Origin of the sequence: Janthinobacterium sp. CG3, from assembly GCF_000344615.1 — a bacterium.
GTDB lineage: Bacteria > Pseudomonadota > Gammaproteobacteria > Burkholderiales > Burkholderiaceae_D > Janthinobacterium.
Genome location: NZ_KB467824.1, coordinates 4,026,368 through 4,052,147 on the forward strand (window position 1 = coordinate 4,026,368; position 25,780 = coordinate 4,052,147).

General features: G+C 58.0%; 38 protein-coding genes. 2 read left to right on the forward strand and 36 right to left on the reverse strand.

Annotation, left to right across the window (positions count from 1 at the left end; all coding sequences use genetic code 11):
• Positions 1–53: 53 nt before the first annotated feature.
• From dsbD to rpsL, 36 genes are all read right to left on the reverse strand, one after another.
• Positions 54–1,976, reverse strand: coding sequence for a protein-disulfide reductase DsbD (dsbD, locus tag JANGC3_RS0117745; RefSeq protein ID WP_157406713.1), 1,923 nt, complete (start codon positions 1,974–1,976; stop codon positions 54–56).
• Between the two features lie 169 nt (positions 1,977–2,145).
• A complete protein-coding gene (gene rplQ / locus JANGC3_RS0117750; RefSeq protein ID WP_026133137.1) occupies positions 2,146–2,541 on the reverse strand; it encodes a 50S ribosomal protein L17 in 396 nt (131 codons plus the stop codon).
• 120 nt (positions 2,542–2,661) lie between these two features.
• The gene (locus tag JANGC3_RS0117755) at positions 2,662–3,639 is read right to left on the reverse strand and encodes a DNA-directed RNA polymerase subunit alpha (protein WP_008444343.1); all 978 of its coding nucleotides are present in this window, start codon (positions 3,637–3,639) and stop codon (positions 2,662–2,664) included.
• A 102-nt stretch (positions 3,640–3,741) separates the two neighbouring features.
• A complete protein-coding gene (rpsD, locus tag JANGC3_RS0117760) occupies positions 3,742–4,365 on the reverse strand; it encodes a 30S ribosomal protein S4 (protein WP_017877842.1) in 624 nt (207 codons plus the stop codon).
• A gap of 241 nt (positions 4,366–4,606) precedes the next feature.
• Complete coding sequence (rpsK, locus tag JANGC3_RS0117765; protein ID WP_010394475.1) at positions 4,607–5,011, reverse strand: 30S ribosomal protein S11; 405 nt, start codon at positions 5,009–5,011, stop codon at positions 4,607–4,609.
• A 17-nt stretch (positions 5,012–5,028) separates the two neighbouring features.
• Positions 5,029–5,394 carry a 30S ribosomal protein S13 gene (gene rpsM / locus JANGC3_RS0117770; RefSeq protein ID WP_017877843.1) on the reverse strand — a complete coding sequence of 122 codons (366 nt, stop codon included), beginning with the start codon at positions 5,392–5,394 and terminating at the stop codon, positions 5,029–5,031.
• Between the two features lie 14 nt (positions 5,395–5,408).
• The gene (gene rpmJ / locus JANGC3_RS31725; protein ID WP_010394471.1) at positions 5,409–5,522 is read right to left on the reverse strand and encodes a 50S ribosomal protein L36; all 114 of its coding nucleotides are present in this window, start codon (positions 5,520–5,522) and stop codon (positions 5,409–5,411) included.
• A gap of 41 nt (positions 5,523–5,563) precedes the next feature.
• The gene (gene infA, locus JANGC3_RS0117775; protein WP_005663428.1) at positions 5,564–5,782 is read right to left on the reverse strand and encodes a translation initiation factor IF-1; all 219 of its coding nucleotides are present in this window, start codon (positions 5,780–5,782) and stop codon (positions 5,564–5,566) included.
• Positions 5,783–5,800: 18 nt separating this feature from the next.
• A complete protein-coding gene (gene secY / locus JANGC3_RS0117780) occupies positions 5,801–7,135 on the reverse strand; it encodes a preprotein translocase subunit SecY (protein ID WP_026133138.1) in 1,335 nt (444 codons plus the stop codon).
• Between the two features lie 32 nt (positions 7,136–7,167).
• Positions 7,168–7,599, reverse strand: coding sequence for a 50S ribosomal protein L15 (gene rplO, locus JANGC3_RS0117785; RefSeq protein ID WP_017877845.1), 432 nt, complete (start codon positions 7,597–7,599; stop codon positions 7,168–7,170).
• 31 nt (positions 7,600–7,630) lie between these two features.
• Entirely contained in the window at positions 7,631–7,810 is a 180-nt protein-coding gene (rpmD, locus tag JANGC3_RS31730) for a 50S ribosomal protein L30 (protein ID WP_081611904.1), read from the reverse strand.
• A 9-nt stretch (positions 7,811–7,819) separates the two neighbouring features.
• Complete coding sequence (gene rpsE / locus JANGC3_RS0117790) at positions 7,820–8,338, reverse strand: 30S ribosomal protein S5 (protein ID WP_017877846.1); 519 nt, start codon at positions 8,336–8,338, stop codon at positions 7,820–7,822.
• A gap of 12 nt (positions 8,339–8,350) precedes the next feature.
• Complete coding sequence (rplR, locus tag JANGC3_RS0117795) at positions 8,351–8,713, reverse strand: 50S ribosomal protein L18 (protein WP_017877847.1); 363 nt, start codon at positions 8,711–8,713, stop codon at positions 8,351–8,353.
• A 13-nt stretch (positions 8,714–8,726) separates the two neighbouring features.
• Positions 8,727–9,260, reverse strand: coding sequence for a 50S ribosomal protein L6 (gene rplF / locus JANGC3_RS0117800; protein WP_017877848.1), 534 nt, complete (start codon positions 9,258–9,260; stop codon positions 8,727–8,729).
• A 10-nt stretch (positions 9,261–9,270) separates the two neighbouring features.
• Entirely contained in the window at positions 9,271–9,666 is a 396-nt protein-coding gene (gene rpsH, locus JANGC3_RS0117805; protein WP_017877849.1) for a 30S ribosomal protein S8, read from the reverse strand.
• Positions 9,667–9,680: 14 nt separating this feature from the next.
• On the reverse strand, positions 9,681–9,986 hold the full coding sequence (rpsN, locus tag JANGC3_RS31735; RefSeq protein WP_081611905.1) for a 30S ribosomal protein S14: 306 nt from the start codon (positions 9,984–9,986) through the stop codon (positions 9,681–9,683).
• Between the two features lie 4 nt (positions 9,987–9,990).
• Complete coding sequence (gene rplE / locus JANGC3_RS0117810) at positions 9,991–10,530, reverse strand: 50S ribosomal protein L5 (RefSeq protein ID WP_017877850.1); 540 nt, start codon at positions 10,528–10,530, stop codon at positions 9,991–9,993.
• A gap of 6 nt (positions 10,531–10,536) precedes the next feature.
• On the reverse strand, positions 10,537–10,851 hold the full coding sequence (rplX, locus tag JANGC3_RS0117815) for a 50S ribosomal protein L24 (protein ID WP_017877851.1): 315 nt from the start codon (positions 10,849–10,851) through the stop codon (positions 10,537–10,539).
• 9 nt (positions 10,852–10,860) lie between these two features.
• Positions 10,861–11,229, reverse strand: a complete 369-nt coding sequence (gene rplN / locus JANGC3_RS0117820; RefSeq protein WP_008444317.1) for a 50S ribosomal protein L14 — start codon at positions 11,227–11,229, stop codon at positions 10,861–10,863.
• Positions 11,230–11,450: 221 nt separating this feature from the next.
• Entirely contained in the window at positions 11,451–11,723 is a 273-nt protein-coding gene (rpsQ, locus tag JANGC3_RS0117825) for a 30S ribosomal protein S17 (protein ID WP_017877852.1), read from the reverse strand.
• Complete coding sequence (gene rpmC, locus JANGC3_RS0117830) at positions 11,720–11,911, reverse strand: 50S ribosomal protein L29 (protein WP_017877853.1); 192 nt, start codon at positions 11,909–11,911, stop codon at positions 11,720–11,722. The genes rpsQ and rpmC overlap by 4 nt, the downstream gene beginning before the upstream one ends.
• Positions 11,912–11,924: 13 nt before the next feature.
• On the reverse strand, positions 11,925–12,344 hold the full coding sequence (gene rplP / locus JANGC3_RS0117835; protein ID WP_017877854.1) for a 50S ribosomal protein L16: 420 nt from the start codon (positions 12,342–12,344) through the stop codon (positions 11,925–11,927).
• Positions 12,345–12,346: 2 nt separating this feature from the next.
• Positions 12,347–13,174, reverse strand: a complete 828-nt coding sequence (gene rpsC, locus JANGC3_RS0117840; RefSeq protein ID WP_017877855.1) for a 30S ribosomal protein S3 — start codon at positions 13,172–13,174, stop codon at positions 12,347–12,349.
• A gap of 9 nt (positions 13,175–13,183) precedes the next feature.
• Positions 13,184–13,516, reverse strand: coding sequence for a 50S ribosomal protein L22 (gene rplV, locus JANGC3_RS0117845; protein WP_198292082.1), 333 nt, complete (start codon positions 13,514–13,516; stop codon positions 13,184–13,186).
• Complete coding sequence (gene rpsS / locus JANGC3_RS0117850; protein WP_026133139.1) at positions 13,513–13,788, reverse strand: 30S ribosomal protein S19; 276 nt, start codon at positions 13,786–13,788, stop codon at positions 13,513–13,515. The genes rplV and rpsS overlap by 4 nt, the downstream gene beginning before the upstream one ends.
• A gap of 10 nt (positions 13,789–13,798) precedes the next feature.
• Positions 13,799–14,626: a 50S ribosomal protein L2 gene (rplB, locus tag JANGC3_RS31740; RefSeq protein ID WP_081611906.1), complete on the reverse strand. Its 828-nt coding sequence runs from the start codon at positions 14,624–14,626 to the stop codon at positions 13,799–13,801.
• Positions 14,626–14,943 carry a 50S ribosomal protein L23 gene (gene rplW, locus JANGC3_RS0117860; RefSeq protein ID WP_017877859.1) on the reverse strand — a complete coding sequence of 106 codons (318 nt, stop codon included), beginning with the start codon at positions 14,941–14,943 and terminating at the stop codon, positions 14,626–14,628. The genes rplB and rplW overlap by 1 nt, the downstream gene beginning before the upstream one ends.
• Positions 14,940–15,560, reverse strand: a complete 621-nt coding sequence (gene rplD / locus JANGC3_RS0117865; RefSeq protein ID WP_026133140.1) for a 50S ribosomal protein L4 — start codon at positions 15,558–15,560, stop codon at positions 14,940–14,942. The genes rplW and rplD overlap by 4 nt, the downstream gene beginning before the upstream one ends.
• Before the next feature lie 3 nt (positions 15,561–15,563).
• The gene (gene rplC, locus JANGC3_RS0117870; RefSeq protein WP_017877861.1) at positions 15,564–16,220 is read right to left on the reverse strand and encodes a 50S ribosomal protein L3; all 657 of its coding nucleotides are present in this window, start codon (positions 16,218–16,220) and stop codon (positions 15,564–15,566) included.
• 302 nt (positions 16,221–16,522) lie between these two features.
• Positions 16,523–16,714 carry a hypothetical protein gene (locus JANGC3_RS0117875; RefSeq protein WP_017877862.1) on the reverse strand — a complete coding sequence of 64 codons (192 nt, stop codon included), beginning with the start codon at positions 16,712–16,714 and terminating at the stop codon, positions 16,523–16,525.
• 402 nt (positions 16,715–17,116) lie between these two features.
• Positions 17,117–18,082, reverse strand: coding sequence for a hypothetical protein (locus tag JANGC3_RS0117880; RefSeq protein WP_017877863.1), 966 nt, complete (start codon positions 18,080–18,082; stop codon positions 17,117–17,119).
• A gap of 199 nt (positions 18,083–18,281) precedes the next feature.
• The gene (gene rpsJ / locus JANGC3_RS0117885) at positions 18,282–18,599 is read right to left on the reverse strand and encodes a 30S ribosomal protein S10 (RefSeq protein ID WP_010394389.1); all 318 of its coding nucleotides are present in this window, start codon (positions 18,597–18,599) and stop codon (positions 18,282–18,284) included.
• Positions 18,600–18,771: 172 nt separating this feature from the next.
• On the reverse strand, positions 18,772–19,962 hold the full coding sequence (gene tuf / locus JANGC3_RS0117890) for an elongation factor Tu (RefSeq protein ID WP_017877864.1): 1,191 nt from the start codon (positions 19,960–19,962) through the stop codon (positions 18,772–18,774).
• Between the two features lie 73 nt (positions 19,963–20,035).
• Positions 20,036–22,141 (reverse strand): elongation factor G, encoded by a 2,106-nt coding sequence (fusA, locus tag JANGC3_RS0117895; RefSeq protein WP_017877865.1) that lies wholly within the window; start codon positions 22,139–22,141, stop codon positions 20,036–20,038.
• Positions 22,142–22,249: 108 nt separating this feature from the next.
• Positions 22,250–22,720 (reverse strand): 30S ribosomal protein S7, encoded by a 471-nt coding sequence (rpsG, locus tag JANGC3_RS0117900; protein WP_017877866.1) that lies wholly within the window; start codon positions 22,718–22,720, stop codon positions 22,250–22,252.
• A 139-nt stretch (positions 22,721–22,859) separates the two neighbouring features.
• Positions 22,860–23,243, reverse strand: a complete 384-nt coding sequence (rpsL, locus tag JANGC3_RS0117905; protein WP_017877867.1) for a 30S ribosomal protein S12 — start codon at positions 23,241–23,243, stop codon at positions 22,860–22,862.
• Positions 23,244–23,560: 317 nt separating this feature from the next.
• On the opposite strand from rpsL, the gene JANGC3_RS0117910 reads away from it, so the two are divergent.
• Entirely contained in the window at positions 23,561–25,498 is a 1,938-nt protein-coding gene (locus tag JANGC3_RS0117910) for a phosphoethanolamine transferase (protein ID WP_232429726.1), read from the forward strand.
• A 6-nt stretch (positions 25,499–25,504) separates the two neighbouring features.
• Positions 25,505–25,702, forward strand: coding sequence for a hypothetical protein (locus JANGC3_RS0117915; RefSeq protein ID WP_017877869.1), 198 nt, complete (start codon positions 25,505–25,507; stop codon positions 25,700–25,702).
• The last annotated feature ends 78 nt before the right edge of the window (positions 25,703–25,780 follow it).

The window sequence follows — 25,780 nt, forward strand, 5'->3', positions numbered from 1 at the left end:
CCTTCTCGCCTTGGCGCGAGGGGTCGGACCCCGGACCTTGCCTCTGGTGTGCACTAACGCAGCTTCTCCAGTGAAGCCAAGAACGTCTGCGTATTCTGGAATCCGATGACGCGCGAATCGGCAATCTCCCGTCCCTGCGCGTCGAACAGGATAATTCCCGGCGGCCCGAACAGCTTGAAACGCTTCAGCATGGCCTTGTCGTCGGCGTCATTGGCCGTCACGTCGACCTGCAACAACAGCGAATTGGCCAGCTTGGCGCGCACCCGCGGGTCGACGAAGGTCAGCTTCTCCATTTCCTTGCAGGACACGCACCAGTCGGCATAAAAATCCAGCAGCACGGTCTTGCCGCCGGTTTGCGCCAGCGCCGCGTCCAACTGCGCCACGGTTTTCACGCGCACGAACGGCAGATGCGCGAGCTGGCCGCCGCGCAGGTGCGCCAGCGGCGCCAGCGCGTCGCGCCCGCCGCTGGCGACACCGACCAGTTGCACCGCGCCCAGCAACGCGAACGCCAGCCCCAACGCCTTGCCGGCCCAGCCGCCGCGCGACAATTGATACACGCCATAGCCGATGCCGAGCGCGCTCCAGCCGACCATTTGCAGCGCCGCCGGCAACACCGGCGACACCAGCCACCAGGCCATCGCCAGCAGCAACACGCCGAAGAAGCGCTTGACCGCGTCCATCCATGCACCGGCGCGCGGCAGCAAGGCACCGGCCGAGACGCCGACCAGCAGCAGCGGCACGCTCATGCCGAGCGCCATCGCGAACAGTGCGCCACCGCCGACCAGCACGTCGCGCGTCTGGCTAATGTAGAGCAAGGCGCCGGCCAGCGGCGCCGCCACGCAGGGGCCGACGATCAACGCCGAGATCGCGCCCATGACGAATACGCCGGCCAGCTTGCCCGGCGACTGGCGGTTCGACACCGCCGCCAGCTTGCTCTGCAACGCCGCCGGCACCTGCAATTCGTAGACGCCGAACATCGACAGCGACAAGCCCGCCATCAACAGCGCGAACGCGCCCAGCACCCAGGGGTTTTGCAGCGCCGCGGCCAAACCCTCGCCGGCCAGGCCGGCGGCCACGCCGAGCGCCGTATAGACCACCGCCATGCCCAGCGCGTAGGTAGCCGACAGCAACAAGCCGCGCTTCCGGCTGGCGTTGGCGCCTTCGCCGACAATAATGAACGACAGGATAGGCACCATCGGCAGTACGCAGGGCGTCAACGACAGGCCCAGGCCGAGCAGCATGAAGAGCGGCACAATGACCAGCAACTTGCCACCTTTCAAGGCCGCCTCGATCTTGCCCATCTCGCTGGGCGGGCTCGCCGGGACATCCGTCACGATGGTCGCGGCGGCGGCGCCGCTTGCGCCGACGGCCAAGGGCTGCACCTCGCTGACCGGCGCGGCAACCGCGACCACGGTGGGCGCGCCCGGCGACGGCGCCACCGACATGCCCCCCGGCGGCGCCGTCGAGATGCCGGCGGCCGCCGCGGCGCTGCCGACCAGTTTGGCGCGCGCCTCCTGCGGCGCGTAGCACAGGCCCTTGTCGGAGCAACCCTGGCTGCTGGCCAGCAGCGTGAACGGGCCGCCGGCCTGGACCGGAATCAGGATGGTGATCGCGTGGCGGTATGTCTCTACGTTCTTTTGAAAGGTTTCGTCGAACTTGACCTTGCCGGGCGGGATCCGCGGCGCGCCCAGGGTGGCGCCGGCCGCCGTAAACTGGAAGCGCTCGCGGTACATATAGTAGCCGTCGGCGATGTCGTAGGTGACGGCGACGGTGGCGCCGTCCTGCATGCGCGCCGAGAACTTGAAGGCCGCGCCGGGTTCGAGGAACTCCTCGTCGGCGCGCGCCGGCGTGCCGGCCAGGGCCGCCAGCAAAGCCAGCAGCACCGGCAGGGCCGTTGAGAAAGCCCGGCGCAGCCAGCTCAGGGCGCGTTGCGGGAACGGGGCGGCGGCAGCCGCGCGGTGCGAAATACTGAACATGAAGACCTTTTTAACGGCACACAGGGAATGCCTTTCCGACCTCGGCGGCGTGGCGGCGGCGAATGCCGCGGCGGCGCACAGCAGCATAGTACACCGGGGCACACAAGCCCGCTCCAGACGCAAAAAAGCCAGGCTGGGCCTGGCTTTTTTTTACTCCAGCGGCACTGAATTACTCAGCAACGACTGCGTCTTCTATTTCGGTGACTTCTGGACGATCCAACAGCTCGATGTAAGCCATAGGAGCGTTGTCGCCGACGCGGAAACCCATTTTCAGGATACGCAGGTAACCACCGTTACGGTTGGCGTAACGCGGGCCCAGGACTGCGAACAGTTTCAGGACCATTTCGCGGTCGCGCAGGCGGTTGAAGGCCAGACGCTTGTTTGCCAGCGAGTCGGTTTTGCCCAGTGTCAGAATCGGCTCGATAACGCGGCGCAGTTCTTTTGCTTTTGGCAGGGTGGTTTTGATTGCTTCGTGACGCAGCAACGAAACAGTCATGTTGCGCAACATTGCAAGACGGTGTGACGAGGTACGATTCAGTTTACGGAGGCCGTGACCGTGACGCATGGTAAATCCTTTCGGTGAGTGTTCATCCAGTTCTTCGATCGACTACGCAGGCGCAGTCGCGGACCGGTTGTAAAAAATAACGTCCGCGACACATGCCGCGGGCGGTTTGCTGCAAAAAAATTACTTCTCCAAACCTGCAGGCGGCCAGTTTTCCAGCTTCATGCCCAAGGTCAAGCCGCGCGACGCCAGCACTTCCTTGATTTCGTTCAGGGACTTGCGGCCCAGGTTTGGCGTCTTCAACAGTTCGTTTTCCGAACGCTGGATCAGGTCGCCGATGTAGTAAATGTTTTCGGCTTTCAGGCAATTCGCCGAACGCACCGTCAGCTCCAGGTCGTCGACCGGACGCAACAGGATAGGGTCGACCAGCGGAGCGCGCGATGGCGCTTCGGCGGCCGCTTCCGTGCCTTCCAGGGCGGCGAACACGTTCAACTGGTCCACCAGGACGCGGGCCGACTGGCGGATCGCTTCTTCCGGCGAGATCACGCCGTTGGTTTCGATGTTGATGATCAGCTTGTCCAGGTCGGTACGCTGTTCGACGCGGGCCGATTCCACGAAGTACGACACGCGGCGCACCGGCGAGAACGAGGCGTCCAGAATGATGCGGCCGATCGTCTTGTTGGTGTCTTCCGACAGGCGGCGCACGTTGCCCGGCACGTAACCACGGCCTTTTTCAACCTTGATCTGCATGTCCAGCTTGCCACCGGCGGTCAGGTGGGCGATCACGTGGTCAGGGTTGATCAGTTCGACGTCGTGCGGCAGGTCGATGTCGGAGGCCAGAATCGCGCCTTCGCCTTCTTTTTTCAATGTCAAGGTCACCGAATCGCGGTTGTGGACTTTGAATACCACACCCTTCAAGTTCAGCAACAAATCGACGACGTCTTCTTGCACGCCATCGAGTGAGGAATATTCGTGTACTACACCGGCGATCGTTACTTCGGTCGGCGCGTAGCCTACCATCGAAGACAACAGCACGCGGCGCAACGCGTTACCCAATGTGTGGCCGTAGCCGCGCTCGAACGGCTCCATCACGACTTTGGCGTGACCGGCACCGAGAGCTTCAACATCGATAATACGTGGCTTCAACAAACTGTTCTGCATGAAATGTCCTTTTCAATACCCTCGGCTCATTACACCGATAAGGCTGATGGCATAGGTAAAACGCCCACTCGAACGAGTGGGCGGGTGTCCTACAAACTGCTATTAACGCGAGTACAGCTCGACGATCAGCGATTCGTTGACGTCGTTAGCGATTTCGTTACGCTCTGGCAGGGACTTGAAGGTGCCTTCCATTTTCTTGGCATCAACCGAAACCCAGCTAGGCATACCAACTTGTTCGGCCAGCGACAGCGCTTCCAGGATACGCACTTGCTTTTTCGATTTTTCACGAACAGCAATGATATCGCCGGTTTTGACCGAGTACGACGCGATGTTGACAACGATACCGTTGACGGTGAACGCTTTGTGGCTGACCAGTTGACGCGCTTCAGCGCGGGTCGAACCAAAGCCCATGCGGTAGCAAACGTTGTCCAGACGCGTTTCCAGCAACTTCAACAGCGTTTCGCCGGTGTTGCCTTTACGACGGTCCGCTTCAGCGAAGTAGCGGCGGAACTGGCGTTCCAGCACGCCGTACATGCGCTTGACTTTTTGCTTTTCGCGCAGTTGGTTACCGTAGTCCGAGGTGCGGGCGCCGGATTTGACACCGTGTTGGCCTGGCTTGACGTCCAGTTTGCACTTGGAGTCCAGCGAGCGACGGGCGCTCTTCAGGAACAGGTCTGTACCTTCACGGCGGGAAAGTTTTGCTTTAGGTCCGATATAACGTGCCACGGTGCTTCCTTTTTTGAATGATAACGCCCCAGCCACAGGCGCGCGGCATGCGCGGTGCGGTTAGGCGCTAGTCTGGTCCAACGACAACCAGACGGTGGCTGAAAACGAAAAACCCGCCGAACGGATTCGACAGGCAACAACAGCCGGGCAGTATAACCGTTTCCGGCCTCCTGCTCCAGCGATTTATGCTAACAACGAACAAGAGCAGCTGGCGCTTGCGCGCCCTCTGCCGGTGCCGGTCTTAGATACGACGACGTTTTGGCGGACGGCAACCGTTGTGCGGTACCGGCGTCACATCCTGGATCTCGGTGATCTTGATACCCAGGTTGTTCAGCGCGCGAACCGCGGATTCGCGACCAGGACCAGGGCCCTTGATACGCACTTCCAGGTTCTTCACGCCGCACTCAACAGCGACCTTGCCTGCGGCTTCCGCGGCGACCTGCGCTGCGAACGGGGTCGATTTACGCGAACCCTTGAAGCCCGCACCACCGGAGGTTGCCCACGACAGCGCATTGCCTTGACGATCGGTGATGGTGATGATCGTGTTGTTGAACGATGCGTGGACATGTGCAATGCCTTCGGCGACGTTCTTTTTAACTTTTTTACGCACGCGTGCTGATGCGGCGTTATTTTGCGACTTAGCCATAATTATTCCCTAGCGGATTATTTTTTCAGCGATTGAGCGGCTTTACGCGGTCCCTTGCGGGTACGAGCGTTCGTACGCGTACGCTGGCCACGGCAAGGCAGACCCTTGCGATGGCGCATGCCGCGGTAGCAACCCAGATCCATCAAACGTTTGATGTTCATCGAGATTTCACGACGCAGATCGCCTTCGACGATGAATTTACCTACTTCATCGCGCAGCTTTTCCAGTTCGCTGTCATCCAGATCTTTGATCTTTTTGTTGGTAGCTACACCTGTGGCGTCGCAGATTTTCTGTGCGCGTGGGCGGCCAACACCGTAGATGGCGGTCAGGCCAATAACAGTGTGCTGATGATTTGGGATATTAACCCCTGCAATACGTGCCATTTGTTATTCCTCGATTAACCTTGACGCTGCTTGTGACGCGGTTCCACGCAGATAACGCGGACTACGCCTTTGCGCTTGATGATCTTGCAGTTGCGGCAGATCCGCTTGACTGATGCGAGAACTTTCATTTTTGGGCTCTTTCTTTCGCTTCTTTGGTTTGATTCACGTGTTACTTGGTACGGAACACGATGCGCGCTCGGCTCAGGTCGTACGGCGTCAACTCCACCGTGACCTTGTCCCCAGGAAGGATGCGAATATAATTCATCCGCATTTTACCTGAAATATGCCCGAGCACAACGTGTCCGTTCTCTAGCTTCACTCGAAATGTTGCATTTGGGAGATTCTCAAGAATCTCGCCCTGCATCTGTATGACGTCGTCTTTTGCCATTCGGTATGTTTACCGCGCTTATCGCGTCGGAATTCCGCCCTTGAAATTTGCTTTGCGCAGCAGCGATTCATATTGCTGCGACATCACGTAGTTTTGTACCTGAGCCATGAAATCCATGGTGACAACCACAATAATCAATAAAGAAGTACCACCGAAGTAGAATGGTACCTTCCACTGGGCTTGCATAAATTCCGGCAACAAACACACCAAGGTGATGTAGACCGCGCCGGCGAGTGTCAAGCGTGTCAGGATCTTGTCGATGTAACGGGCAGTCTGCTCACCGGGACGAATCCCTGGCACAAAGGCCCCGCTCTTCTTCAAGTTATCCGCCGTTTCCTTGCTGTTGAATACCAGCGCCGTATAGAAAAAGCAGAAAAACACAATTGCCACTGCGTACAACAGCGCATGGATAGGCTCGCCTGGCCCCATCGATGCTGCCAAATCTTTCAAGAACCGCACCGCAGGGTTAGCGTTGTCGGCGCCCTTCGAAAACCAGTCCACGATAGTGGCCGGGAACAAGATGATCGAAGAAGCAAAGATCGGCGGAATCACGCCGGCCATGTTCAACTTCAGCGGCAGATGACTCGTTTGCCCGCCGTAGATCTTGTTACCAACCTGGCGCTTCGCGTAGTTGACCAAAATTTTGCGTTGACCGCGTTCGACGAATACCACGAAGAACGTGACTGCCGCTACCAGGATCACGATGAAAATCGCGCCTATGCTGCTGATCGAACCGTTCGACACCAGGGAGAACAAACCACCCAGTGCTGCTGGCAGACCGGCGGCGATCCCGGCAAAGATGATGATCGAGATGCCATTTCCCAAGCCGCGCTCGGTAATTTGCTCGCCCAACCACATCAAAAACATTGTTCCGGTCAGCAAAGTGACGACCGTCACGAAGCGGAATGCAAGACCAGGGTCCAGAACCAGACCAGCTTGCGACTCCAGGGCGACTGCAATGCCTAACGCTTGGAACGTCGCCAGCGCAACCGTGAAATACCGGGTGTACTGGGTGATCTTGCGCCGGCCGGCTTCGCCTTCTTTTTTCAACGCTTCCATCTGCGGCGACACGATCGACATCAACTGCATGATGATCGAGGCCGAAATGTAAGGCATGATACCCAGCGCAAACACTGTGAAACGGGACAGGGCGCCACCCGAGAACATGTTGAACATGCCCAGGATGCCGCCTTCGTTCTGTTTAAACAGCAAGGCCAATTGTGTCGGGTCAATCCCGGGAACCGGGACGTGAGCACCGATACGATAAACCACCAATGCGCCAAGCAAAAACCAGAGCCGTCCCCAAGGGAAACCGGCAGCTGCACTTTTAGCAAGTTGTGGATTAGTCGCCAATTTTCGCTCCGATCAAGCTGTTAGCTGTCAACTCAGGCTACCGAGCCGCCAGCTGCTTCGATGGCCGCTTTCGCGCCAGCGGACACTTTCAAGCCCTTCAAATTCACCGCCTTGGTGATTTCGCCGGACAAGATCACGCGCACGTCACGGGCCAACACGCCCAGAACGCCAGCTTGCTTCAAGACCAGAATGTCGACTTCGCCAACGGCCAGCTTGTTCAAATCGGACAGGCGCACTTCAGCTTTGAAGGTGGCGTGCATCGATTTGAAACCGCGCTTTGGCAGACGGCGTTGCAGAGGCATCTGACCGCCTTCGAAACCGACTTTATGAAAGCCGCCCGAACGCGATTTCTGACCCTTGTGACCGCGACCGGCGGTCTTACCGATACCGGAGCCGATACCACGACCCACGCGACGCTTTGCGTGTTTGGCACCGACTGCTGGCTGAATAGTATTCAATTCCATGTTTTTGCTCCGTTCGAGTAAGCCCGAAGGCTTACGCGACAACTTTAACGAGATACGATACTTTATTGATCATGCCGCGAACGGATGGGGTGTCTTGCAACTCGGAAACCGAGTTAACCCGACGCAGACCCAGACCGCGCACGGTAGCGCGATGCGATTCGCGCGTACCGATCAAGCCCTTGACCAATTGCACTTTGAGTGTGGTTGTCATTTTTTTGCCTTAAGCCAGAATGTCTTCGACCGACTTGCCGCGTTTGGCGGCGATGTCGGAAGCAGTGCTCATTTTTGCCAAGCCGTTCAATGTCGCACGCACCAAGTTGTAAGGGTTCGACGAGCCGGTGGATTTCGCCACCACGTCCGTCACGCCCATTACTTCAAAGATCGCGCGCATTGCACCACCGGCGATCACGCCGGTACCCGGCTTGGCCGGGTTCATCAGCACCTTCGACGCGCCGTGACGGCCCGTGACGGTGTGATGCAGCGTACCGTTTTTGAGCGGCACTTTGATCAGGTTGCGACGGGCTTCTTCCATCGCCTTCTGGACACCAACCGGCACTTCTTTCGACTTGCCCTTGCCCATGCCGATGCGGCCATCGCCATCACCAACCACGGTCAGCGCGGCGAAACCCATGATACGACCACCCTTGACCACTTTGGTCACGCGGTTGATCGCGATCATTTTTTCGCGCATGCCGTCATCCGGCTTGTCGCTTTGCATTTTCGCTTGCATTTTTGCCATGACGATTCTTCCTTAGAACTTCAGACCGGCTTCACGCGCGGCTTCTGCCAACGCCTTCACACGGCCGTGGTAACGGAAACCGGAGCGGTCAAACGCAACTTCGGTAATCCCTGCTTTCAAAGCTTTTTCAGCGACGCGCTTGCCGACCAGAGCAGCGGCGGCGGCGTTGCCGCCCTTGCCCGACTGGCCAGCCAGTTCGGCGCGTACTTCTGCTTCGGCGGTCGAGGCCGACACCAGAATTTTCGCGTCCGGGCTGATCAGGTTCGCGTAAATGTGCAGGTTGGTGCGGTGCACCGACAAGCGATTTACTTTCAACTCCGCGATCTTGATGCGGGTTTGGCGCCCGCGGCGAAGCCGTGATTCTTTCTTATTCATCGTCAGCCCCTAATTACTTCTTCTTGGTTTCTTTAATCTTAACCACTTCGTCCGAATAACGGACGCCCTTGCCCTTGTAAGGCTCGGGAGCGCGGTAAGCGCGAACTTCGGCGGCGACTTGGCCCACCTGTTGACGATCGATACCCTTGATCAGGATCTCGGTCGGCGTCGGGGTGGCGCAGGTCACGCCTACTGGCATCGCGTGCACTACAGGGTGCGAAAAGCCCAGGGACAGGTTCAACTTGTCGCCTTGCGCTTGCGCCTTGTAACCCACGCCAACCAGGTTCAGCTTTTTCTCGAAACCCTTGGTGACGCCGGTAACCATGTTGTTGACCAGTGCGCGCAGCGTGCCGGACATGGCATTGGCTTCACGGCTGTCGTTGGCGACGTCGAAACTCAGGGTTCCTGCATTGTTCTCTACTTTGACCAGGCCGTTCAGGGCCTGGGTCAGTACGCCCAGTGGGCCTTTTACCGTGATCGCGGCCGCGGAGATGGCGACTTCGGCGCCAGCTGGGACAGCGATCGGCATTTTAGCTACTCGAGACATGTGTAACTCCTTAAGCCACGTAGCAAATAACTTCGCCGCCGACACCGGTAGCGCGTGCTTTGCGGTCAGTCATGACGCCTTGCGGAGTCGACACGATCGCCACACCCAAGCCATTCATCACGGTCGGGATATCGTCTTTGCCCTTGTAGACGCGCAGCCCTGGACGGGAAACGCGCTCTAAGCGCTCGATGACAGGACGGCCAACATAATACTTCAAACCGATCTTGAGTTCCGCTTTGCCACCGGCTTCGGTAACAGCGAAATCTTCAATGTAACCCTCGTCCTTGAGGACGTTGGCAATCGCAATTTTGACTTTCGACGATGGCATGGCCACGGTCGTTTTCTGAACGCCTTGGGCGTTGCGAATGCGGGTCAGCATATCGGCGATAGGATCGCTCATACTCATTGCATATTCTCCTATTACCAGCTTGCTTTTGTCATACCCGGAATTTCACCACGCATGGCGAATTCACGGAGCTTGATACGACCCAGACCGAATTTACGGAATGTGCCGCGCGGACGACCAGTGATGGCGCAACGGTTACGTTGGCGCGTCGGGTTCGAGTTACGTGGCAGCGCCTGCAATTTCAGGCGCGCTTCGTAGCGCTCTTCTTCCGATTTCGACTGGTCATCAACGATGGCCTTCAGCGCGGCGCGCTTGGGGGCGAATTTCGCCACCAGGTCAGCACGCTTTTGCTCACGGTTAATCAGTGCCAATTTTGCCATGATCTCAGTTTCTGAACGGGAATTTAAAGGCGGCGAGGAGCGCTTTCGCTTCGTCGTCGGTCTTGGCAGTTGTCGTGATGCTGATATTCATACCGCGCAGCACGTCAATCTTGTCGTATTCGATCTCAGGGAAGATGATCTGTTCCTTGACACCGATGTTGTAGTTGCCACGACCATCGAATGCACGGCCGGACACGCCACGGAAATCGCGCACGCGCGGCAGGGCCACGGTGATGAAGCGATCCAGGAACTCGTACATACGAGCGCCGCGCAGCGTGACCATGGTACCGATCGGATAACCTTCACGGATTTTGAAACCGGCAATTGCCTTGCGAGCGACGGTGACGACTGGCTTTTGGCCAGCAATCTTGGTCAGATCGCCAACTGCGTGTTCAATGATCTTTTTATCTGCGACTGCTTCGGACAGACCCATGTTCAGGGTGATCTTGGTCAGACGCGGAACTTCCATTGCCGATTTGTAGCCAAATTTGGCGACCAGATCAGCAACGACCTTTTCTTTATAGAATTCTTGGAGACGGGCCATGATCTCTTAAACCTTCACTACTTCGCCGGAGGACTTGAAGACGCGGACTTTTTTGCCGTCGACATCTTTGAATCCCACGCGATCTGCCTTGCCAGTCGCTGCATTAAACAATGCAACGTTGGACACGTGAATTGGCATGGTCTTGTCGACGATACCACCAGTTACGCCAGTCATCGGGTTCGGTTTCACCGCTTTTTTAGCGATATTGATACCGTCAACCACAATGTGCTCAGCGTCGATGCGCTGCTGAACTACACCACGTTTGCCCTTGTCTTTCCCGGTCAGAACGATGACTTCGTCGTTTTTACGAATCTTATCCATTACGACTCCTTACAGGACTTCCGGTGCCAGGGACACGATTTTCATGAACTTTTCAGTGCGCAGTTCGCGCGTGACAGGTCCAAAAATGCGTGTACCGATCGGTTCCAGCTTGGCGTTCAACAGAACGGCGGCGTTGCCGTCGAACTTCACCAGGGAACCGTCTTGACGGCGAACACCTTTTGCGGTGCGCACTACCACGGCGTTATAAATTTCACCTTTTTTGACACGGCCACGTGGCGCAGCAACCTTAACGGTTACCTTGATCACATCGCCAATGCCTGCATAACGGCGCTTGGAACCGCCCAACACCTTGATGCACATAACTTCTTTTGCACCGGTGTTGTCAGCCACTTCGAGCCGGCTTTCAGTTTGAATCATAGTATTCTCTTTCCCAACTTAAGCCGAAGAATCCACACAATTGTAGAACCACGGTCAGTCTTGGTCCCGCCAGATCCGCTCATGCAGAGCGAAACTGTTTGGGTGCATGACCTTCATACATCTACTGACCGCGGCCTACTGTCTGTGGCCAGACACTTTGCGGCGTTACATGAACGAAGCCCGCTAGTATCACATACAATACGCGGGCCTGCAAGAACTAATTAGACAGTCGGTGCTGCTTGCACAACACGGGTAACTGTCCACGCCTTGGTTTTTGAGATCGGGCGACCTTCCTGGATCTCGACCGTGTCACCGGCTTTGACTTCGTTGGTCTCGTCATGCGCGTGATACTTGTTCGAACGCATGATGATCTTGCCGTACAACGGATGCTTGACGTGGCGTTCGATCAGAACGGTGACGGTCTTGTCCATCTTGTCGGAAACCACTTTACCGATCAGCGTGCGCTTGAGCGGCTTTTTCACTGGATCGTTCATTTGGCTTCCTTCGTATTCATGACCGTCTTCACACGCGCGATATCGCGGCGCACCTTCTTGAGTTGCGAAGTGTTGCCCAGCTGTTGCGTAGCGATTTGCATACGCATGCCGAACTGTGCCTTCAACAAGTCATTCAGCTCTTTTTGCAGAGCTTCCTGGTCTTTGCCGCGGAGTTCAGTTGCTTTCATATTTCAACTCCAATTATTGGCCGACCTGGCGTACGACAAACGTCGTGGCCAGTGGCAGTTTCGATGCAGCAAGACGGAAAGCTTCCCGTGCCAGCGCTTCGTCAACGCCGTCCATTTCGTACAGTACTTTGCCCGGCTGAATTTCAGCGACGTAGTACTCAGGATTACCCTTACCGTTACCCATACGAACTTCGGCTGGCTTGTTCGAGATTGGCTTGTCCGGGAAGATGCGGATCCAAATACGACCACCGCGCTTGATGTGGCGGGTCATCGCACGACGAGCCGCTTCGATCTGGCGCGCCGTGATACGGCCGCGGGCAACCGCTTTCAAACCGAATTCGCCAAACGACACGGCGGTGCCGCGCGAGTGGGAAATACCGGTGTTGCGGCCCTTCTGCTCTTTACGATACTTCCTGCGTGCTGGTTGCAGCATGATTATTCTCCTGCTTTCTCAGCTGGTGCAGCGACAGCGCCGGCCGGTTTAGCGGCGGTGCGCACACGTGCAGCACCTGGTGCTGTGGATGGTTTCGCGCCAACGGGTGCGCGAGGGCGGCCGGTAGGCTTGCCATCGTCACGGCGTGGACCGCGGCTCTTCTTCTCGTCAGGAGGGGTATCGATGACTGGTGCGTCGCCGTTTGGCGCGCGGTCACCCTTGTATACCCAGACCTTGACACCGATGATGCCGTAGGTGGTCGACGCTTCGCTGGTACCGTAGTCGATATCGGCGCGCAGGGTGTGCAGAGGCACGCGGCCTTCGCGATACCACTCTTTACGGGCGATTTCGATACCGTTCAGACGGCCGGACGACATGATCTTGATACCCAAGGCACCCAGACGCATGGCGTTTTGCATCGCGCGCTTCATCGCGCGGCGGAACATGATGCGCTTTTCCAGCTGCTGGGCGATCGAATCGGCGATCAGCTGCGAATCGATTTCCGGCTTGCGGATTTCTTCGATGTTCACGTGCACGGGAACGCCCATGATCTTGGTCAGCGCCGACTTCAGTACTTCGATGTCCTCGCCTTTTTTACCAATGACCACGCCCGGACGCGAGCTGTAGATCGTGAAGCGCGCGTTCTTGGCAGGACGCTCGATGACGATGCGGCCAACCGAAGCGTTCTTCAGTTTCTTTTTCAGGTAAGCGCGCGCTTTCAGATCTTCGTTGAGCATGGCGGCGAAATTACCGTTGCCAGCGTACCAACGCGATGCCCAGTTACGGGTTACCGAAAGGCGAAAGCCTGTTGGATGTATCTTCTGTCCCATCGTGACTCCTTAGTTGCCGACAGTCACGTAAATGTGACAGGATTGTTTCGAGATACGATCACCCCGGCCCTTAGCGCGTGCTGTGAAGCGCTTCAGGACTGGACCCTTTTCGACGTAGATCGTCGTGACTTTCAGCTCGTCGATGTCGGCGCCATCGTTGTGCTCGGCATTCGCGATCGCGGATTCCAGAACACGTTTGATGATCGCAGCACCTTTTTTCGGGCTGAATTGCAAGATGTTGAGAGCTGCGTCAACTTTCTTGCCACGGATCAGGTCAGCAACCAGACGACCCTTTTGGTCCGACAGGCGCACACCTTTGAGGATAGCTTTAGTTTCCATTATTTCTTAGCCTTTTTGTCAGCTGCATGGCCCTTGAACGTACGGGTCAGTGCGAATTCGCCGAGCTTGTGACCAACCATGTTTTCGGAAACATATACCGGCACGTGCAGCTTGCCGTTATGCACCGCGATCGTCAGGCCGATAAAGTCAGGCATGATCGTCGAACGACGCGACCAGGTTTTGATTGGCTTTTTGTCTTTGATTGCTTGCGCAGCCTCAACTTTTTTCACCAGGTGGGCGTCACAGAACGGCCCTTTTTTCAATGAACGAGTCATGTGCTATCCCTTATTTCTTGCCGCGGCGCGAGACGATCATGGAAGTCGTACGCTTGTTACGGCGCGTCTTCTTACCCTTCGTCTGTTGGCCCCAAGGCGACACTGGATGACGACCAGCTGCTGTTTTACCTTCACCACCACCGTGCGGGTGATCGACCGGGTTCATGACCACACCGCGGACGGTAGGACGAACACCGCGCCAGCGCATCGCGCCGGCCTTACCGATTTTACGCAGGCTGTGTTCGGCATTGCCGACTTCGCCAACCGTAGCACGGCACTCGATATGCACGCGGCGCACTTCGCCGGAGCGCAGACGCACCTGAGCGTAGACACCTTCGCGGGCCATCAGCACAACGCCGGCGCCGGCGGTACGGGCCATCTGGGCACCCTTACCTGGCAGCATTTCGACGCAATGCATCACGGTACCGACCGGGATGTTACGGATAGGCAAGCAGTTACCCGATTTGATCGGCGCTTCCGAACCGTTCATCACCGCGTCGCCAACGGCCATGCCCTTGGTGGCGATGATGTACTGGCGCTCGCCGTCGGCGTAGCACAGCAAAGCGATGTTCGCGGTACGGTTTGGATCGTATTCGATACGTTCCACTTTCGCCGGGATGCCGTCTTTGGTGCGCTTGAAGTCGATCAAGCGATAGTGTTGCTTATGACCACCGCCGATGTGGCGGGTGGTGATATGACCGTTGTTGTTACGACCAGCGGTCTTGGATTTCTTTTCAACCAGGGCTGCGAACGGACGACCTTTGTACAGGTCAGGGTTCACAACCTTCACCATGCCGCGACGGCCTGGTGAGGTTGGTTTCATCTTAACGAGTGCCATTATGCAGCCTCCTCGGAGAAGTTGATTTCCTGGCCAGGCTTCAGGCACACGAAAGCACGCTTGGTATGATTACGACGACCGTTGAACTTGCCGGTGCGCTTCTGCTTACCTTGACGGTTCGCGGTTTGCACGGACAGAACTTCAACCTTGAACAGCAGTTCGACCGCTGCCTTGATTTCAGGCTTGGTTGCATCCGGCAGTACGCGGAATACAATTTGCTCGTTCTTTTCCGCGACCATGGTGGCCTTTTCGGAAATGACCGGCGCCAACAGCACCTTCATCAAGCGTTCTTCGCTATGTTTCAAAATCGCGCTCATGCCAACATCTCCTCAATCTTAGCCAATGCCAGCTTGGTGATCAGGATCTTCTTGTAGAACACCAGGGACAGCGGGTCTGCGTGACGCGGCTCAACGACGAGCACGTGTGGCAGGTTGCGCGATGCCAATTCCAGGTTTTCGTTCAACGTGTCAGTGATGATCAGGACGGATTCAAAACCCATGCCGGTCAGCTTTTGCGACAGCAGTTTGGTTTTTGGCGCGTCGATCGTCAGATCGTCGATCACAGTCAGGCGGTCTTCACGAGCCAGCTGGGACAGAATCGAGCAGATACCTGCGCGATACATTTTTTTGTTCACTTTGTGGGTGAAGTTCTCGTCGGGCGAATTTGGGAAAATCCGTCCGCCGCCGCGCCACAGTGGCGACGACGACATACCAGCACGCGCGCGGCCGGTACCTTTTTGGCGCCATGGCTTTTTCGTCGTGTGGTGAACTTCTTCACGGTCTTTTTGCTTGCGGTTACCGCTACGTGCATTCGCCTGATAGGCGATGACGACTTGGTGGATCAGCGCTTCGTTGTAATCACGGCCGAAAATAGTATCAGCAGCGACGACGTTGGAGCCGGCTTGACCTTGCGCATTCAGAAGCTTGAGTTCCATCGTTTAAGCTCCCTTCTTTGCTTTGGTTTTGATGGCTGGCGAGACAACTACCTGGCCATTTTTCGCGCCTGGAACCGCACCCTTGACCAACAGCAGCTGGCGTTCGGTGTCGATACGGGCGACTTCGAGGTTTTGCATCGTGCGGGTAACGTCACCCAGATGACCGGTCATGCGCTTACCAGGGAAAACGCGACCTGGATCCTGCGCCATACCGATGGAACCTGGCACGTTGTGCGAACGCGAGTTACCGTGGGTAGCGCGACCGGACGAGAAGTGGTAACGCTTGATGACGCCGGCGTAACCCTTACCGATGGTGATACCTTGCACGTCGATCTTTTGACCGACTTCGAACAGCGAAGCGGCGACGACATCGCCAGCTTTCAGTTCGGCAGCTTTGTCTGCATCGACGCGGAACTCTTTCAACAGAGTACCTGCTTCGACACCGGCTTTAGCGTGGTGACCAGCGACGGCTTTGTTCACGCGGGAAGCGCGACGTTGACCGAATGCGACCTGAACAGCGGAGTAACCATCTGTTTCAGTTGTTTTGACTTGCGCAACACGGTTGTTCGATACGTCCAACACGGTGACGGGAATCGAATCCCCTTCGTCCGTGAAAATGCGCATCATACCAACCTTGCGACCGAGAAGGCCTAGGCTCATTTTTTCTCCATTCCCACCTGCGATTGGGCGGGGCTTGTTTAACTACAAAGTAACGTAGGACTCAAAAAAAAGGAACGAATCCATACCGAAGCCGGCAAGTATATACCACAAAAACCCTTGACGCAACAAGTTAACACGGGGTATGGCAAAACCGCACAGCCGCGCCCGGCGCGGCTTGGCGGCGGTCCGGCGATGCTAGATCGACTGGGGAATGGGCGGGTTTTCCGCGCCGGCTGGCGCCGCGTTGCGCGGCGCTGGCGGTCGGGCGCGGCCGATGGCTATCGGCCGCGCCGCGGATTGGCTTACTGGTCGCAGGCCGGCAGGCAGTGGTCCAGAAGGCTCAGGCAAAGCGGACTCTGCGAACTCAGGTGCGCCGAGCAGACGGCGTATTTTTGATAGCACTCGGAATAGCACGCTGGATTGCCGCCGGAGGCAACCGCATAGGATGCGCTGAGGCTGCAGGCAAACAGGAAGGCGCCAAGTTTCTTGATCATTGTTCAATCTCCTAGAATTTGAAAGTCAAGGTGGAAGCAATTCCGTGGGCGCGCCGCCACCTTTTACAGGCCGCCCCGGTACGACACCGGTCATACATCTAATGCCAATAGAGTACCGTAAACAATACCAAAACAACGCCAATTTATTGACAATTCTATTATTTTTTGCGCGCCTGGTGAGAACCCGGCCGCCGGGGGCGACGTGGCGCGGCGTGAAGTCGTCGGTGCGCAGCGCGTAGGCGGTGCCGCCGGCGATCGCCAGTCCGTGCTCGACAATGAGGACGGTTGTAGAGATGCGGGTGGACTGGCGTTCAATTGTGGACGGGTGTTGCGTTCGCGCGCCGGCCCTGCCGTAAAAACCAGAGACGTGAGGCCGGGGCGCCGCAGGTGCGGCCTGGCCGCTCAGCGGCGCTGGCGGAAGATCTCGCTCATCGTGCTCAGGAACTCGTCGTCAGCCATCCCCAGCTCGTCGTCCCGCTCGGCTATCCGGTCGCGCCGCTGGCCGATCCATTTTTGCAGATATCGCAGTTCCGACAACCTTGGGAGGTCGTACTCGAGCTCCTCGAGATCGTCCTCCAGTGTCCGCAGGTCGTCGTCCAGGTCGCCCGACAACTGCGCCGGCGCCAGCTCGGGATACGGCGCAATGTCGTACTCCGTCTTGAATATGATCTCGACGTTCTCGATTTCGTCGCGCAGCTCGGCGAGCTGCTCGGACAACACCTGGCTGTATTGTTGCAGGCGCTGGTCCGGTAGCGCGTTGACCGTCACTTGGTCCAGGTGCTCGATTTCGCGCCGCGCCGCCAGCAGCGCCGGCACGTCCCTGGCGGCATACGCGGCCAGCGACGCGGCCACCTGCTCGTCCTCGCCAGCCGGCCCGGGCTGCCCGCCCAGCGCGTCGCGGCGCCATTTCGTGGCGATCCGCGCGGCGGCCGCCAAGGGCGAGGCCCGCTCCAGGTCGACGCCAAACTGCTCCAGCAGCGTCGTCGACAGCGCGGCCTCCTGCGCGCCGGCCTCGGCGTCGTAGTCCTCGCCGCTGTATTTCTTGTAGAGTTGCTTGAGCGCGTCGTCGGCCCGCTCCGCCAACAGTTGCCCGGTGACGTCGCAGATGACGTCGGCGATGCCGATCCGGTCCTCCATGCCGACCTGCCGGCCGTCGTGGGCCTGGTCCAGCGCGAACACCAATTTGGTCTGCAGTTCGTCATAGCGGCGCTGCAGCGGCTGGTACTCGTCGGCAAAGCGACGTTCGTAGACGGCGATGGCCTGTTGCCACTGCACCAGATGGCGCCGCTCCTGGTCGACTAGTTGGACCAGCTTGTTGAACTGTTTTTGCGCGCCGGACAGTCCGGCCCCGCGTTTAATCTTGGGCAATCCCGCGCCTGTGGCACCGGCCTTGGATGTTGATTTAGCCATCACGCCCTCCCAAAAATGCAGTCTAGTTTTACCCACCGCCGCAGTCAAGCGCGGGACGCAAACAGCGCGCCCGTAAACGAGATTGGGGCCGGAGGCGTTCAATCGAACGCGCCCGGCCCCAAGGTGCTGGCGGGACACCCCGCCGGCTCAGAAACGATTACTGCAGTTTGATTTCGACATCAACGCCAGCTGGCAGGTCCAGCTTCATCAGCGCGTCAACGGTTTTGTCCGTTGGGTCGACGATGTCCATCAGACGCTGGTGGGTGCGGATTTCGAACTGGTCGCGCGAGGTCTTGTTGACGTGCGGCGAACGCAGAACGTCGAAACGCTGGATGCGGGTTGGCAAAGGTACTGGACCCTTGACGACGGCGCCGGTGCGCTTGGCTGTTTCAACGATTTCCAGGGCCGATTGATCGATCAGTTTGTAATCGAAAGCTTTCAGGCGGATGCGGATTTTTTGATTTGGTGCGGACATGGTATTTCCTTAAAAGAGCGAACCGGGTGAACAAACCACTCGCGGCAATGAATGACTGCTAAGGCTTGGGGTCGACATGATACCACTGAACAACGCGGTAAACACAGCGGCCCGCAATTTTGACACAACAAGGCCGGCGCGAGCCGGCCCTGTCTCGACGCTTAACGATTAATTAGGCGAGGATTTTTGCAACAACGCCGGCGCCGACGGTACGACCGCCTTCGCGGATAGCGAAGCGCAGACCTTCTTCCATGGCGATCGGGTTGATCAACTTGACGGTGATCGACACGTTATCGCCTGGCATGACCATTTCTTTGTCTGCTGGCAACTCGATCGAACCGGTCACGTCCGTTGTACGGAAGTAGAACTGAGGACGATAGTTGTTGAAGAACGGCGTATGGCGGCCGCCTTCGTCTTTCGACAAGACATAGATCTCGCCGGTGAAGTGGTTATGTGGCTTGATCGAACCTGGCTTGGCCAACACTTGACCGCGCTGCACGTCTTCGCGCTTGGTACCGCGCAACAGCAAACCAACGTTGTCGCCGGCCATACCCTGGTCCAGCAGCTTGCGGAACATTTCCACGCCGGTGCAAGTGGTTTTGACGGTGTCGGTGATGCCGATGATTTCGATTTCTTCGCCGACTTTGACGATACCGCGTTCGATACGACCGGTCACAACGGTACCGCGACCCGAGATCGAGAACACGTCTTCGACTGGCATCAGGAAGGCGCCATCGACTGCGCGCTCTGGCGTAGGGATGTAGGTATCGAGCGCATCGGCCAGACGCATGACCGCGTCAACGCCCATTTCGCCCTCAACGCCTTCCAGCGCCATACGTGCCGAACCTTTGATGATAGGCACGTCGTCGCCTGGGAAGTCGTATTTCGACAACAGCTCGCGCACTTCCATTTCAACCAGTTCCAGCAACTCGGCGTCGTCGACCAGGTCGCACTTGTTCAGGAACACGATGATGTATGGAACGCCAACTTGGCGGGCCAGCAGGATGTGTTCGCGGGTCTGCGGCATTGGGCCGTCGGCTGCGGAGCACACCAGGATCGCGCCGTCCATCTGCGCTGCGCCGGTGATCATGTTTTTGATGTAATCGGCGTGGCCTGGGCAGTCAACGTGAGCGTAGTGGCGCGCTGCGGTTTCGTACTCGACGTGGGCGGTGTTGATGGTGATACCGCGCGCTTTTTCTTCCGGTGCCGCATCGATCTGGTCGTATGCTTTGGCTTCGCCGCCGAATTTCTTCGCCAGCACGGTTGCGATAGCAGCCGTCAGGGTGGTTTTACCGTGGTCGACGTGACCGATGGTGCCGACGTTGACGTGCGGCTTGGTCCGCTCGAATTTACCTTTTGCCATTTTATTCTTCCTTAGAACAATGATTGATATGTACGGGCTGGAATTCTCGTGAAATCCAGCCCGGAATTGCGTATTACTTCGCTTTCGAGCTGACGATCGCTTCAGTCACATGCTTCGGCGCTTCCGAATAGTGCTTGAATTCCATCGAGTAGGTCGCACGACCCTGGGTTGCCGAACGCAACGAGGTCGAATAGCCGAACATTTCCGACAATGGCACTTCGGCCTTGATGATCTTGCCGCCACCGCCAGCAATCTCATCCATACCTTGGACCATACCGCGGCGCGACGACAGATCGCCCATCACGGAACCGGCGTAGTCTTCCGGCGTTTCCACCTCGACCGACATCATTGGCTCCAGAATGACTGGCGACGCCTTGCGGCAGCCGTCTTTGAATGCCATCGAAGCGGCCATGCGGAACGCGTTTTCGTTCGAGTCGACGTCATGGTACGAACCGAAGAACAGCGTGACCTTGACGTCAACGACCGGGTAACCAGCCATCACGCCCGAGGTCAGCGTGTCGCGCACACCCTTTTCAACCGCGGGGATGTATTCGCGTGGCACGGTACCGCCCTTGATCGCGTCAACGAATTCAAAACCCTTGCCCGGCTCTTGCGGCTCGATCTTCAGAACCACGTGACCGTATTGACCACGACCACCGGATTGCTTGACGAACTTGCCTTCGGACTCTTCGCACACTTTGCGAATCGTTTCGCGGTACGCAACTTGTGGCTTACCGACGGTCGCTTCGACGTTGAATTCACGTTTCATGCGGTCGACGATAATTTCCAGATGCAACTCGCCCATACCACCGATGATGGTCTGGCCCGACTCTTCGTCGGTTTTCACGCGGAACGATGGATCTTCCTGCGCCAGGCGGTTCAGCGCCAAGCCCATTTTTTCCTGGTCGGCCTTGGTCTTAGGCTCAACGGCCTGCGAGATCACCGGCTCAGGGAAGACCATTTTTTCCAGCGTGATGATGGAGCTAGGATCGCACAGCGTTTCGCCGGTGGTCGCGTCTTTCAGACCCACCGCGGCGGCGATGTCGCCGGCGTGCACTTCCTTGATCTCTTCACGTTGGTTCGCGTGCATCTGCAAAATACGGCCAAGACGTTCTTTCTTGTTCTTGATCGGATTGTAGACGGTGTCGCCCGACTTGATGGAGCCCGAGTAGACGCGGAAGAAGATCAACTGGCCGACAAACGGGTCGGTCATGATCTTGAACGCCAGCGCCGAGAACTTCTCGCTGTCGTCGGCTTTACGCGAGGTCGGCTGGTCGTCTTCGTCCATACCTTGCACCGGCTTGATATCCACCGGCGACGGCAGGTATTCAATCACGCCGTCCAACATCGCTTGCACGCCCTTGTTTTTGAACGCGGTGCCGCACATCATCGGGACGATTTCCGAAGCGAGGGTACGGGCGCGCAGAGCGGCCTTGATCTCTTCTTCCGACAGGTCGCCTTCGTCGAGGTACTTGTTCATCAGTTCTTCGGACGCTTCGGCGGCCGCTTCGACCATCTTCTCGCGCCACTCGGCGGCCAGCTCAGCGAGCTCGGCAGGGATTTCGCGGTAGTCGAACTTCATGCCTTGCGACGCGTCGTCCCAGAAGATCGCCTTCATCTTGACCAGATCGACCACGCCCAGGAAGTTCTCTTCGGCGCCGATTGGAATCTGCAGGGGAATCGGGTTGGCCTTCAGGCGTGCGCGCATTTGCTCGTACACTTTGAAGAAGTTCGCGCCGGTGCGGTCCATCTTGTTGACGAAGGCCAGACGTGGCACCTTGTACTTGTTAGCTTGGCGCCAAACCGTTTCCGATTGTGGCTGCACACCGCCGACCGCACAGTACACCATGCAGGCGCCATCCAACACGCGCATCGAGCGTTCAACTTCAATGGTGAAGTCGACGTGGCCCGGGGTGTCGATGATGTTGATGTGGTGCTCAGGGAAATTGTTAGCCATCCCCTTCCAGAAGCAGGTCGTCGCGGCGGAGGTGATCGTGATACCGCGCTCTTGCTCTTGCTCCATCCAGTCCATGGTGGCGGCGCCATCATGGACTTCGCCAATCTTGTGGTTCACGCCGGTGTAGAACAATACGCGCTCGGTCGTCGTCGTCTTACCAGCGTCGATGTGAGCGGAAATACCGATGTTGCGGTAGCGCTCAATGGGGGTCTTGCGGGCCATAATTAATCCTAAATGAATGGACAAAACCGGGCTGCATTTTTTTGCAAAAATGAGCCCGGCCTCGAACAACAGATACCTGACAGCCCCCTTAACGGGAGCTGGCTTTTATTAGAAGCGGAAATGCGAGAACGCTTTGTTCGCTTCAGCCATACGATGGACTTCATCGCGTTTTTTCATGGCGCCGCCGCGGCTTTCAGCCGCTTCCATCAGCTCACCGCCGAGGCGTTGTGGCATGGATTTTTCGCTGCGCTTGTTCGCGGCTTCACGCAACCAACGCATCGACAGGGCCATGCGGCGGACTGGGCGAACTTCGACCGGCACCTGGTAGTTTGCACCACCGACGCGACGGGATTTCACCTCAACCAAGGGCTTGGCGTTGTTGATGGCGGTAGCGAACACTTCGAGCGGATCCTTGCCCGATTTTGCTTTGATGTGCTCGAAAGCACCGTAGATGATGTTTTCTGCGACCGATTTCTTACCGGACAACATCAAAACGTTGACGAACTTAGCGACATCAGTGTTGCCGAATTTTGGATCTGGCAAAATTTCGCGCTTGGGTACTTCACGACGACGTGGCATATCAATTCCTTTCAATCTTCAGTTGAGCGCGCGCAGTATTGGCACACTCGCGGACGACCATCATAGCCTTCCACTTACTCGACCAGATGCGGTCGACTACATTCACTTAGCTAGTTACCACTCAGCGAAACTTGGGGTATTACTTCTTACCGGCCTTAGCCTTTTTGGTACCGTATTTCGAACGCGATTGCTTACGGTCCTTCACGCCTTGGGTATCCAGGGCGCCGCGAACCATATGGTAACGCACACCCGGCAAATCCTTAACGCGGCCACCGCGCAACAGCACAACACTATGCTCTTGCAGGTTATGGCCTTCACCGCCGATGTACGAAATGACTTCGAAACCGTTGGTCAAGCGAACTTTGGCGACTTTACGCAGAGCCGAGTTTGGCTTCTTTGGAGTCGTTGTGTAAACACGGGTGCAAACACCACGTTTTTGCGGGCTGTTTTCCAGCGCCGGCGATTTGCTCTTGACGCGTACGGAAACACGCGGCTGGCGAATCAATTGATTGATGGTTGGCATCGTTATAAATCCAACAAAATTACCACGATTGATAACCCGGGCTAGTGCCCGGGGACTAAAACCTAGTCCCGGTTTGCGCTGACAGCGGAGGCAACTACAGCCACTCGCTAAGGAGGGGCAACGACTGCGTATACGATGTGCAGAATAAATTCGAGAACTCGCGAGTATAGACCCCGCATTACGCAAGGTCAACCAGTTTACCACTTTCGCTGCATAAATTTTCAGCAGAAACGCCCGCGCCGGCGCCGCCGTTTCGCGTTTTTTGCAACGCCGCGCCCCGCCCCGCCGGTAAAAGGCCGGATAATGGCGGACATTTTTTGATTCCGCTCCCTATGCCCACGCTGCTGCGCCCCGCCCCCCTGTTCGTCCTCCTGAGCTACCTGTTGCTGTCGGCGGTGCCGTTCGTGCCTTACTTATTAGGCAAAGGCATCGAGCGGCCCTGGCAGATGCTGGGTATCGAGGCGATCGCCTGGGTGGCGGCCTGGGCCGTGTTCAAGCGCCCGGCCTGGTTCCACTGGCTGCTGCTGCCGGCCTTCCTGGCCGTGCCGACCGAGCTGTACCTGTTCGTCTTCTACGGCCAGGGCATCTCCACCCACCACCTCGGCATCATCGCCGAGACCAGCCCGAAGGAGTCGCTCGAGTTCCTCGGCCAGAAAGCCTGGCTGATGCTGGCCGTGATGGTCGGCGTCATCGCCTGGTGGTTGCTGAGCTGGCGCGCGGCGCGCCAGACCGGCGCGCTGGACTGGGACGACGGCTCGCGCTGGGTGGCGCTGGGCGCGTTCGCCCTGGCCGCCTGCGTGTGGGGCTACGGCCATGAATTCGGCATCCGCGGCAAGGCCGCGGCCGCGTCCAACGCCACCGCCATAGCGACATCCGCGTCGGCGTCCAAACCGGGCGCCAGCGTGGCGGCCTCCGGCTTCGGCGACGACGCCGCCGACGACGAAGAGGAGGAGGAAGACAGCGCCGCCAGCGCCAGCGCACCCGGCGCCAGCGTGGCGCCGGCCCACCACACCGCGCTGCGCTGGCCGCGCCTGCCGCACTGGGCCAAGCTGCCGCTGCACTTCGACGCCTTCAGCAAGTCCTGGCCGTTCGGCCTGGTGGCGCGCGGCCTCGACTTCTACAACGAGCGCGCCTACCTGTCGCGGCTGGGCGAAAAAAGCAGCAAGTTCAGCTTCAGCGCGCGCCAGGCCACGCCCGGCCTGGCGCCGGAGGTGGTCGTCATGGTCATCGGCGAATCGTCGCGCTACGACCGCTGGAGCTTGAACGGCTACGAGCGCGACACCAACCCGCTGCTGAGCCAGGAGGGCAACCTGGTAACGCTGCCCGACGTCATCACCTCGGTCTCGGCGACGCGCCTGTCGGTGCCGGTCATCATCTCGCGCAAGCCGGCCACGCAAAGCCTGAAGGACGGCTTCTCGGAAAAATCCTTCCTGACCGCGTACAAGGAAGCCGGCTTCAAAACCTACTGGCTGTCGAACCAAATCTCCTTCGGCCAGTTCGACACGCCGGTGTCGGTGTTCGCCAAGGAGGCCGACGTGATCCAGTTCCTCAACCTGGGCGGCTTCACCAACAGCTCCAACTTCGACCAGATCCTGTTCGACCCGCTGAAAAACGCGCTGGCCGACCCGGCGCCGAAAAAGCTGATCGTGCTGCACTCGCTGGGCAGCCACTGGAATTACAGCCAGCGCTACCCGAAGCAGTTCGACAAATGGCAGCCCTCGCTGTTCGGCGTCGACAAGCCGGTCTACAGCGACACCAAGATCAAGGTCCAGCTCAACAACAGCTACGACAGCTCCATCCTGTATACCGACTGGTTCCTGTCCCAGGTCATCGGCACGCTCAAGCAAGGCGGCCAACTGGCGTCGCTGATGTACGTCGCCGACCACGGTCAGACCCTGTACGACGGCACCTGCAACCTGGCCTTCCACGGCCACAACACGCAGTTCGAATTCCACGTGCCGGCCTTCGTCTGGTACTCCGACCCGTACCGCGAACGCTACCCGGACAAGGTGGCGCAGCTGCTGCGCCACCGCAAGGCGCGCCTGGCCACGGAAAACGTCTTCCACACCCTGCTCGACATGGGCGACATCCGCTATGCCGGCGAGCGGCTCGAATGGAGTTTCCTGAACCAGCAGTTCAAGCAGCACAAGCGCTACGTCGACAGTTACGGCTGGACCAACTACGACAACGCCATCATTAAGGGCGACTGCCGCGAGGTGATCGACAAGAACAAGCCGATGAAGCAGGAAAAATAGGCCGCCGTGCAGTTAAGCGGCTGCGGCGTTGAACTAAGCAAACCACCGGCGCAAGCCGAACGCAGCGGCCACCTGGAGCGCTTCATCCTCGGCTACGCCCGCCTCGCCAAGCTGCCGGCGCCGCGCCCCGAAGCCCGCACCGCGCTGGCAAACCGGGTCGGCGGCGGCCTCACGGTATCGCTGATACTGCCCGTATTGATGTAGGTCGATACATGGCGAAATTATATTTTTTGTGTCGGTATTACAACAAAAAAAAGAAATAATCACTTTTACCAAATGGCT